Annotated in this window: 9 protein-coding genes; 6 read left to right on the plus strand and 3 right to left on the minus strand. The window is 59.0% G+C overall.

Annotation, left to right across the window (positions count from 1 at the left end; all coding sequences use genetic code 11):
* Together BLX41_RS08195 and BLX41_RS08200 are read right to left on the minus strand one after the other, a co-directional pair.
* On the minus strand, positions 1-329 hold a 329-nt coding region (locus BLX41_RS08195), incomplete at its 3' end, for a zinc ribbon domain-containing protein YjdM (RefSeq protein WP_148059701.1).
* A gap of 121 nt (positions 330-450) precedes the next feature.
* Entirely contained in the window at positions 451-1,419 is a 969-nt protein-coding gene (locus BLX41_RS08200) for a polyprenyl synthetase family protein (protein WP_123724469.1), read from the minus strand.
* Between the two features lie 263 nt (positions 1,420-1,682).
* On the opposite strand from BLX41_RS08200, the gene rplU reads away from it, so the two are divergent.
* The 5 genes from rplU to BLX41_RS08225 all read left to right on the plus strand — a co-directional run bounded on the left by rplU (position 1,683) and on the right by BLX41_RS08225 (position 5,489).
* Entirely contained in the window at positions 1,683-1,994 is a 312-nt protein-coding gene (gene rplU, locus BLX41_RS08205) for a 50S ribosomal protein L21 (protein ID WP_007924746.1), read from the plus strand.
* Positions 1,995-2,029: 35 nt separating this feature from the next.
* Positions 2,030-2,287, plus strand: a complete 258-nt coding sequence (gene rpmA / locus BLX41_RS08210; RefSeq protein WP_003228360.1) for a 50S ribosomal protein L27 — start codon at positions 2,030-2,032, stop codon at positions 2,285-2,287.
* A gap of 194 nt (positions 2,288-2,481) precedes the next feature.
* On the plus strand, positions 2,482-3,705 hold the full coding sequence (gene cgtA, locus BLX41_RS08215; RefSeq protein WP_123724470.1) for an Obg family GTPase CgtA: 1,224 nt from the start codon (positions 2,482-2,484) through the stop codon (positions 3,703-3,705).
* Between the two features lie 184 nt (positions 3,706-3,889).
* Entirely contained in the window at positions 3,890-5,008 is a 1,119-nt protein-coding gene (gene proB, locus BLX41_RS08220) for a glutamate 5-kinase (protein ID WP_047289314.1), read from the plus strand.
* A gap of 19 nt (positions 5,009-5,027) precedes the next feature.
* Positions 5,028-5,489, plus strand: a complete 462-nt coding sequence (locus BLX41_RS08225; RefSeq protein WP_123724471.1) for a CreA family protein — start codon at positions 5,028-5,030, stop codon at positions 5,487-5,489.
* Between the two features lie 110 nt (positions 5,490-5,599).
* On the opposite strand, the gene rpsT is transcribed toward BLX41_RS08225, so the two are convergent.
* Positions 5,600-5,878 (minus strand): 30S ribosomal protein S20, encoded by a 279-nt coding sequence (gene rpsT / locus BLX41_RS08230; RefSeq protein WP_016967023.1) that lies wholly within the window; start codon positions 5,876-5,878, stop codon positions 5,600-5,602.
* 251 nt (positions 5,879-6,129) lie between these two features.
* On the opposite strand from rpsT, the gene BLX41_RS34785 reads away from it, so the two are divergent.
* Positions 6,130-6,517: lipid II flippase MurJ (locus BLX41_RS34785; RefSeq protein WP_311197441.1), on the plus strand; the 388-nt coding region annotated here is incomplete at its 3' end.

The following is a 6,517-nucleotide window of genomic DNA, read 5'->3' on the forward strand; positions in this document are numbered from 1 at the left end:
ACGAACTCGGACTTGAGCTTCATCGGGCCGATGCCATCGATCTTGCAGTCGATGTCGTGGTCGCCATCGCACAGGCGGATGTTCTTGACCTTGGTGCCGACCTTGACCACCAGGGAAGTGCCCTTGACCTTGAGGTCCTTGATGACAGTGATGGTGTCACCGTCTTGCAGCACATTGCCCACAGAATCTTTCTTCACGGCTTCATCGGACGCGGCCTCGGCTTCGCCGCTGGCGGACCACTCGTGGGCGCACTCAGGGCAGATCAGCTGGGTGCCGTCCTCGTAGGTGTATTCGGAATTGCATTTTGGGCAGGGTGGCAAAGTGCTCACTTAAGCTCCTCAAAGTCAGGATGGCTAAAAAGCGCACATTGTATAGGGTTTTGTGGGAGAGGGGGCGGTGGGGAGTTTCGCCGGTGATCCGGCTCCTACGGGTCGGTAGGAGCCGGGGCCGTCAGTGGGTGCGGGCGACCGCAAATTCGCTGAGTTCCACCAGGGCATCGCGATACTCGCTGGGGGGCAGGGCTTCGAGGCAGGTGATGGCACGAGCGACGTAGTCGCGAGCCAGCTGCGCGGTGTAGTCCAGGGAGCCCGAGGCTTCAACGGCTGCGCGGATGCTTTCCAGGTCTTCGATACCGCCTTTCTGGATGGCCTGGCGAACCAGGGCTGCTTGCTCTGGGGTGCCTTCGCGCATGGTGTAGATCAATGGCAGGGTAGGTTTGCCTTCCGCCAGATCGTCACCCACGTTCTTGCCCAGGGTTTCGGCGTCGCCACGGTAGTCCAGCAGGTCGTCCACCAGTTGGAAGGCTACGCCCAGGTGATCGCCGAAGGTGCGCAGGGCTTCGGCCTGTTCCGCTGTGGCACCGGCCAGGGCGGCAGCGCTGTGGGTTGAGGCTTCGAAGAGCATCGCGGTCTTGCCGCGGATGACTTCCATATAGGTTTCTTCGGTGGTGCTGGCGTCACGTACCTTGGACAGTTGCAGGACTTCGCCTTCGGCGATGATCCGCGTGGCCTGGGACAGGATGCGCATGACCGGCATCGAGCCGAGTTCGACCATCATTTCGAACGAGCGGGAATACAGGAAGTCTCCCACCAGTACGCTGGGCGCATTGCCCCACATGGCGTTGGCGGTCGAGCGGCCACGGCGCATGCCGGACATGTCGACCACGTCGTCATGCAGCAGGGTCGCGGTGTGCAGGAACTCGATGGTCGCGGCCAGCAGGCGCAGATCGTCGCCTTCGCGCCCCAGTGCCTTGCCACACAGCAGCACTAATAAAGGACGCAGGCGCTTGCCTCCGGCCGAAGTGATGTAGTCGCCGATTTTTGAAACCAGCGGCACTCGGGAAGTCAGCTGTTTCTTGATGATGCCGTCGACGGCGCTAAAATCGTCCGCCACCGCGCGGTAGAAAGCTTGGGGTTGCATCAGCGACAGGTGCTCCAGAAGGGTTGCGCGGCATGCTAGGACCCGCGTCCGCAGGTGTCAAGGCGCGGTCCCGGCGGGACTCCGCGCCGCCTGAACGGCACTTGCATCACTATTGTGCCTTGCGTACAATCGCGCACCCTGAACTTCCTGGGCAGCACCTGCCTTACGCAATTGCACTTGGGCCGTTCCAGCCCCATGCAGCCATGCCAGCCAATACCTCTTCTTATAAAGAGCTGGGTGAGCAGGATTATCGGAGAAATACCATGTACGCAGTAATCGTTACCGGCGGTAAGCAATACAAGGTCGCTGAAGGTGAATACCTGAAGATCGAAAAACTGGAAATCGCCACTGGCGAATCCGTGACTTTTGACCGCGTTCTGTTGGTTGCCAATGGCGACGACGTGAACATCGGCGCACCTGTTGTTGCTGGCGCAACCGTCAAGGCTGAAGTGATCTCCCAAGGTCGTCACGATAAAGTCCGCATCATCAAGTTCCGTCGCCGTAAGCACCACATGAAGCGTATGGGCCACCGCCAGTGGTTCACCGAGATCAAAATCACCGGTATTCAGGCTTAATTTCAGCCTAATTCCTCACTAGGAGAATTGAACTCATGGCACACAAAAAAGCTGGTGGTAGTACTCGTAACGGTCGCGACTCAGAAGCCAAACGCCTTGGCGTGAAGATGTATGGCGGCCAGGTCATCAAGGCCGGCAACATCATCGTGCGTCAGCGCGGCACCCAATTCCACGCTGGCTACGGCGTTGGCATGGGTAAAGATCACACCCTGTTCGCGAAAATCGAAGGCGTGATCAAGTTTGAAGTAAAAGGCGCCTTCGGTCGTCGTTACGTGAGCGTCGTCGCGGCTTAATTGCGCGATCGCTGGAAAAGCCCTGTCTCGCGACGGGGCTTTTTCGTTTGTGGGATGAGTCTCTTGCAAAACTGTTTGTACGAGCTGCCAGCGTTGGATGTTTCGGTCGTTGATTGAGGTCGCTGCGCTCATTTTTGCAAGAGTCTTATGTCTTGGTTTCTTCAGCTCGCCCGTGCGGCGAGAGGCGTTTGATCATGAAGTTTGTTGATGAAGTTTCGATCCGAGTAAAAGCTGGCGACGGCGGTAATGGCTGCATGAGTTTCCGTCGGGAAAAATTCATCGAGAACGGTGGCCCCAACGGTGGTGATGGTGGTGACGGTGGTTCGATCTACATGGTCGCCGACGAAAACCTCAACACCCTGGTGGACTACCGTTATACCCGGCACTTCGATGCCGAGCGCGGTTCCAACGGTGGCAGCACTGATTGCACCGGCAAGAAAGGTGAGGACCTGGAGCTGCGGGTTCCGGTCGGTACCACCATCATTGATGCCGGTACTCAGGAAGTCATCGGCGACCTGACCAAGGCTGGTCAGCGCCTGATGGTGGTGCAGGGTGGCTGGCACGGTCTGGGTAATACCCGGTTCAAGTCCAGTACCAACCGTGCGCCACGGCAGACCACTCCGGGCAAGCCGGGTGAGCAGCGTGACCTGAAACTGGAATTGAAGGTGCTGGCGGACGTCGGTCTGCTGGGTTTGCCGAATGCCGGTAAAAGTACCTTCATTCGCTCGGTTTCCGCCGCCAAGCCGAAAGTGGCTGACTACCCGTTCACCACGCTGGTGCCAAACCTGGGCGTGGTCAGTGTCGACCGCTGGAAGAGTTTCGTGATCGCCGATATTCCTGGTCTGATCGAAGGGGCTTCCGATGGTGCTGGCCTGGGGATTCGCTTCCTCAAGCACTTGGCGCGTACGCGCATTCTGCTGCACCTGGTGGACATGGCTCCGCTGGATGAAAGCAGTCCGGCGGATGCGGCTGAAGTGATTGTCAACGAATTGGTCAAGTTCAGTCCGTCCCTGGCTGAGCGTGAGCGCTGGCTGGTGCTGAACAAGAGCGACCAGATCCTTGAGGAGGAGCACGAGGAGCGCGTCAAGGAGATCGTTGATCGTCTGGAGTGGACTGGCCCGGTGTATGTGATTTCGGCCATCTCCAAGGATGGTACCGAGCGTCTGAGCCGCGACATCATGCGTTATCTGGAAGATCGTGCCGATCGCCTGGCAGCTGACCCGGCCTACGCCGATGAGTTGGCCGAGCTGGATCAGCGCATCGAAGATGAGGCGCGTGCCCAGTTGCAGGCGCTGGACGATCAGCGTGCTCTGCGCCGAAGTGGCGTCAAGAGTGTCCACGACATCGGCGACGATGACTGGGATGAAGAAGATGTGGATGACGAGGACGGTCCGGAAATCATCTACGTCCGCGACTGATCCTGTGGGTGCGGGCTCGCCCGCGAACACGGTTTATCTGGGCGGGCGCGGTGTTATCATCGCTGCCAGCCAGCTCTCAAGGCGCCGCTCATTCGAGCGGCGTTTTGGTATCTGCAAGGCTTAAATACGAATAACCCCATGAGTGGCGCTCGGTCGCGCCGCTCGCTGGCAAAGGTTGAATAAGATGCGGAGCAAGGTGACGGGTGCGCAGCGCTGGGTCGTGAAGATCGGCAGTGCACTGCTGACGGCGGACGGCAAGGGGCTGGATCGCGCGGCAATGGGCGTGTGGGTCGAGCAGATGGTGGCCTTGCATGAGGCGGGTGTCGAGTTGGTACTGGTCTCTTCGGGCGCTGTGGCGGCTGGAATGAGTCGCCTTGGCTGGACCGCACGACCGAGTGCGATGCATGAGCTGCAGGCGGCTGCAGCTATCGGCCAGATGGGCTTGGTCCAGGCCTGGGAGTCGAGCTTTGCCGAGCATGGCCGGCATACGGCGCAAATTCTCCTGACCCATGACGACCTGTCGGACCGTAAGCGTTACCTCAATGCTCGCAGTACCCTGCGGGCGCTGGTGGAGCTCAAGGTGATTCCGGTGATCAATGAAAATGACACCGTGGTAACCGATGAGATCCGCTTCGGCGATAACGATACCCTGGCGGCGCTGGTGGCCAATCTGGTGGAGGCTGATCTGCTGGTTATCCTCACCGATCGCGACGGTATGTTCGATGCCGATCCGCGCAACAATCCCGATGCGCAGTTGATTTACGAGGCGCGGGCCGATGATCCGGCGCTGGACGCCGTGGCTGGTGGTACCGGTGGGGCGTTGGGGCGTGGCGGTATGCAGACCAAGCTGCGAGCGGCGCGGCTGGCAGCGCGCTCCGGGGCGCACACCATTATTGTTGGTGGGCGTCTGGAGCGGGTGCTGGATCGCCTGAAAGCGGGGGAGCGCATTGGTACCCTGCTGTCGCCGGAGCGTGGCATGTTGGCGGCGCGCAAGCAGTGGCTTGCCGGGCATCTGCAAACCCGCGGTACCCTGGTGCTGGATGAGGGGGCTGTATCGGCCCTGTCTCAGGGCAACAAGAGTCTGTTGCCGGTGGGGGTCAAGCAGGTCCAGGGCGGTTTTCGTCGCGGCGAAATGGTGGTGTGCGTGGCGCCTGATGGGCGTGAAATTGCCCGCGGCCTGGCCAACTACAGTGCGCTTGAGGCGCAGAAGATCATCGGTCAGCCCTCTGATGCGATCGTCGGTGTCCTGGGTTACATGGCTGAGCCGGAATTGGTTCACCGCGATAACCTGATTCTGGTGTAAGTGACCTAAGGAAAAGCCAATGCGCGTAGCAAAAGGATTGTTGGGCCTGCTCTTGGTGGTGCCGTTCATGGTGTCGGCCGAGGAGATTGGCCAGGTGTCCACGGTGTTCAAATTTGTCGGGCCGAACGACCGGATCGTGGTCGAGGCTTTCGATGATCCCAAGGTGGATGGTGTGACTTGCTATCTGTCGCGGGCCAAGACGGGCGGCCTCAAGGGTGGGCTGGGCTTGGCGGAGGATCGTGCCGAGGCGTCCATTGCCTGTCGTCAAGTGGGGCCGATCGCATTCAAGGGCGAGCTCAAGGATGGTGATGAGGTCTTCAAGGAGCGCACTTCGCTGGTGTTCAAGACCATGCAGGTGGTGCGGTTCCTCGATAAGAAGCGCAATACCCTGGTGTATTTGGTCTATAGCGATCGCCTGATCGAGGGTAGCCCGCAGAATGCGGTAACGGCGATCCCGATTTTGCCTTGGCCTCATCAGTGATCTGTTGAGTGCTGGCGAGCCGGCTCCTAGTGGGGCTGGCTTGTTGGGGGGGGTAAATTGCAGGCAATAAAAAACCGACCCTTGGGTCGGTTTTTTAACAAGCGTGTCGCTTAGGCTGCGGCAGCAAGGTTCAGAGCCTTGATGTGGCCATTCAGACGACCTTTATGGCGAGCAGCTTTGTTCTTGTGGATGATGCCTTTATCGGCCATACGGTCGATAACTGGCACGGCCAGAACATAAGCAGCTTGCGCTTTAGCAGCGTCTTTGGCGTCGATGGCCTTAACTACGTTCTTGATGTAGGTACGAACCATGGAACGCAGGCTGGCGTTGTGGCTGCGACGCTTCTCAGCCTGTTTTGCACGTTTTTTGGCGGAAGGTGTGTTGGCCACCGTCGAGCTCCTCGAAAGACTTTTTGGGAAATAGCAAACAAAATAGGCCGCGAATCATGCCGATGAGTTGAAGTCTTGTCAAGGGCAGCTGATGCGTTCCGCTGAGTGGTCGATCTGAAGAGGCGGGATATTTATTTCCGGCGCTTGACCTGTAAACTCGCGAGCTTTGGCTCTGTGCTGTTGCGGCGCGGAGTATCGCATAAGTGGGCGTCTTTTCGCCTGCTGTTTATCTACAGGCAAACAACCTTTTCATGAACCTGCTCAAGTCATTGGCCGCGGTCAGCTCTATCACGATGCTTTCCCGGGTACTGGGGTTTGTCCGCGATACCATCATTGCGCGCACGTTCGGCGCCGGGATGGCTACGGATGCCTTCTTCATTGCCTTCAAGTTGCCCAACCTGTTGCGGCGAATCTTTGCCGAGGGAGCCTTCTCCCAAGCCTTCGTGCCGATTCTGGCGGAGTACAAGAGTCAGCAGGGGGAGGAGGCGACTCGGACCTTCATTGCCTATGTCTCGGGCTTGCTGACCCTGGTCCTGGCCCTGGTCACTGCCCTGGGCATCATCGCTGCACCCTGGGTGATCTGGGCTACGGCACCAGGTTTTGTCGACTCCCCGGAAAAATTTGCCCTGACCTCCGATC

Source organism: Pseudomonas protegens, from assembly GCF_003732485.1.
Lineage (GTDB): Bacteria > Pseudomonadota > Gammaproteobacteria > Pseudomonadales > Pseudomonadaceae > Aquipseudomonas > Aquipseudomonas protegens_B.